3 protein-coding genes are annotated in these 2,947 nt (G+C 65.7%); 2 read left to right on the top strand and 1 reads right to left on the bottom strand.

Features of this window, described 5'->3' with window-relative positions; translation table 11 throughout:
* The first annotated feature begins 210 nt into the window (after positions 1 to 210).
* Positions 211 to 423: a hypothetical protein gene (locus ACXJL8_RS38010; RefSeq protein ID WP_456619795.1), complete on the top strand. Its 213-nt coding sequence runs from the start codon at positions 211 to 213 to the stop codon at positions 421 to 423.
* 23 nt (positions 424 to 446) lie between these two features.
* Here ACXJL8_RS38010 and ACXJL8_RS38015 read toward each other — a convergent pair whose 3' ends face one another.
* Complete coding sequence (locus tag ACXJL8_RS38015) at positions 447 to 1,283, bottom strand: universal stress protein (RefSeq protein WP_456619794.1); 837 nt, start codon at positions 1,281 to 1,283, stop codon at positions 447 to 449.
* 210 nt (positions 1,284 to 1,493) lie between these two features.
* Here ACXJL8_RS38015 and ACXJL8_RS38020 point away from each other — a divergent pair.
* A partial coding sequence (locus ACXJL8_RS38020) for a Do family serine endopeptidase (RefSeq protein ID WP_456686704.1) occupies positions 1,494 to 2,947 on the top strand: 1,454 nt, incomplete at its 3' end.

A 2,947-nucleotide genomic window follows, 5' to 3' on the forward strand; every position in this document is an offset into this window, starting at 1 on the left:
CTTTGTGGCTGGGTCCGCATTGAGCTCCACGCTGCCGAGAACAATCGCCAAACATTTGTAAAGTTTGCGCCAAAGCAAAGCGGCCGCGTTGCAGCACACGTTAACATTTCCGAGACCGACCGGCGTTGCGCAGAAAATGTTTCGCACAAGTGCAATGCCCCTGACGCAAACCGGAGAAATAAGCCGGGTGTGACCGAGAGGGAGATTCTCATGGAGAACGTACGTCGCTACCGGGCGCTGGCGTCCCTCTGTCGCCAGCAGGCGGCCTATCGGCCGCTCCAGAACTGGGAACTCCTCGGCCAAGCCGAACATTTCGAATATCTCGCCGAGCTCGCGCTGAAGGCGCATTTCGATGCGTGCAATGCCCAACGCGAAGAGGACGCCACCGCAACCGCTGGATGGGAGACCCCCGCTGCGGCGTAACTGCCCCTTTGCACCGCTTTCGCTCAGTGCGACATCAGCGTCGGAACCGTCATCGCGTCCAGCATGGCGCGGGTGACGCCGCCGAGGATGCGTTCCTGCCATCGCGAATGGCCGTAGCCGCCCATCACCAGAAGATCGAGGTTTTCGTCGGCTGCCCACGACAGGATGGCCGGCTGAATGCCGGAGCGCGTGGCTGATAAGCCGACCGTGCGGGTCGAAAGCCCGCGCCGCCCGAGGTGCCTGGCCAGATTGTGCGCCGAGACTTCACCGGGGACCGTGTCGGCCTCGTTGATCGCAATGATCACAATCGCCTCGGCACGCGCGAGGAACGGTGCTGCGTCGCGCAATGCGCGCGCGGCGACGCGGCTGCCGTCCCAGCAAATGCCGACCCGGTTCGCCATGAACGCGCCGCGAAAGGTGTGCGGCAGGAATAGCACCGGCCCGCCTGCCTGGAATAGGATCTCGCCGGGCAGGTCGTTGTCGAACGACACCTGCTCCTGATCCGGCTGGAGCACGACACTGAGATCATGGAGCCGGGCCATCGCCCCGATCGAAGCCGCAGCGTCGACGGGGATCGCGCCAAGAGGGCGGCAGGCATAGGAGATGCCGGCGTTCTTCGCTTCGCTCTCGAACAGCGCGAGTGTCGTTTCGGCCCGCTCGAGCGCGCGTTCGCGCTCCATTTCGAACACCGCCGCCACCGCGGCGCCGCCGTCCATCACATAGGCCGTTCCGGCCGCGGGATAGCCGACCGCGACGGCGTCGAGATGGGCGTGGAGGTTCGAGGCCAGCGAAATCGAGCCGTCGATCAAGCCCCGCATCGGGCGCTCGGTGGGGACGAGGACGAGAATGTCTTTGTACATGGCGGCGCCTCCGATGGACATCACCGCCGCAGCTTTTCACCGATCGGACAGCCCACATTGAGCTGCATCAAACGCGCAGCAAGGATTTTGGTCCGCGGCCGCCGGTCGCCGATTCTTTGCCAAGATTTAATCGCGTGGACGGGACGCCGTAAGGTGCCAGCGCCCATGTTGCGTGCAAGGCGACACCTTCACCAACATGGACATTTCGACATGAACGACCGCGTCAATTCCGACACCACCACGTCCCGCATCATCCTCCGGCCGCGCCGGCTGGCGCTGCTCGGCACCGTGGCCGCGCTTGGCGTGGCTGTGCTGGCTGGCTCTCACGGTTCTTCGCCGTTCGCCGTGACCTCCTTCATCGCGCCGGCTCAGGCGGCGGAAGCTGCCGCGACGCCGACGGGCTTCGGCGATCTCGTCGCCAAGGTCAAACCTGCCGTCATCTCGGTGCGGGTGAAGATCGACCAGGACAACGACAAGAGCGCGATGCTGCAACAGAACCGGATGGATTCGGACGAGGATTCGCCGTTCGACCAGTTTTCGCGGCAGTTCGGCTTCCGCGGTCCGGGTGGCATGAACGGCATGCCGCGCCAGCGCCACCAGGTGATCACGGGTGAGGGCTCCGGCTTCTTCATCTCGGCCGACGGCTATGCGGTGACCAACAACCACGTCGTCGACCACGCCCAGTCCGTCCAGGTGACGATGGATGACGGCACGGTCTACACCGCGAAGGTGGTCGGCACCGATCCGAAGACCGATCTCGCGCTGATCAAGGTTGAGGGCAAGAAGGACTTTCCGTTCGTCAAATTCTCCGACCAGAAGCCGCGGATCGGCGACTGGGTGGTCGCGGTCGGCAACCCCTTCGGTCTCGGCGGCACCGTCACGGCCGGCATCGTCTCGGCCAGCGGCCGCGACATCGGCAACGGTCCCTATGACGACTTCATCCAGATCGACGCGCCGATCAACAAGGGCAATTCCGGCGGCCCGGCCTTCGACATGACCGGCAACGTGATCGGCGTCAACACCGCGATCTTCTCGCCCTCCGGCGGCTCGGTCGGCATCGGCTTCGACATTCCGGCCTCGACCGCGAAGCTCGTCATTGCGCAGTTGAAGGACAAGGGCGCGGTGACGCGCGGCTGGCTCGGCGTGCAGGTGCAGCCCGTGACGGCTGATATCGCCGACAGCATCGGCCTGAAGGAAGCAAAGGGCGCGATCGTCGACAATCCGCAGGACGGCAGCCCCGCGGCGAAGGCCGGTATCGAGGCTGGCGACGTCATCACCGCCGTCAACGGTACGTCCGTCAAGGACTCCCGCGATCTCGCCCGTACCATCGCCACCCTGGCGCCGGGCAGCTCGGTGAAGCTCGACGTCTTCCACAAGGGCGAGAGCAAGACGGTGACGCTGGCGCTCGGCGAGCTGCCGAACGAGCGGCAGGCCAAAGCCGATGACGGCAAGGCCCAGCCGAAGGCCGGCACCCCGCGCCTCGGGCTCAGCCTGGCGCCGGCCGGCGATGTGCAGGGTGCCGGTCAGAAGGGCGTCGTGGTGACCGAGGTCGATCCCCAGGGACCGGCCGCGCAGCGCGGCATCCAGACCGGCGACGTCATCCTCAATGTCGGCGGCAAGGCCGTCTCCAATGTCGGCGACGTCCGCTCCGAGCTGGCGCAGGC

The organism is Bradyrhizobium sp. P5_C11_2, assembly GCF_054049755.1.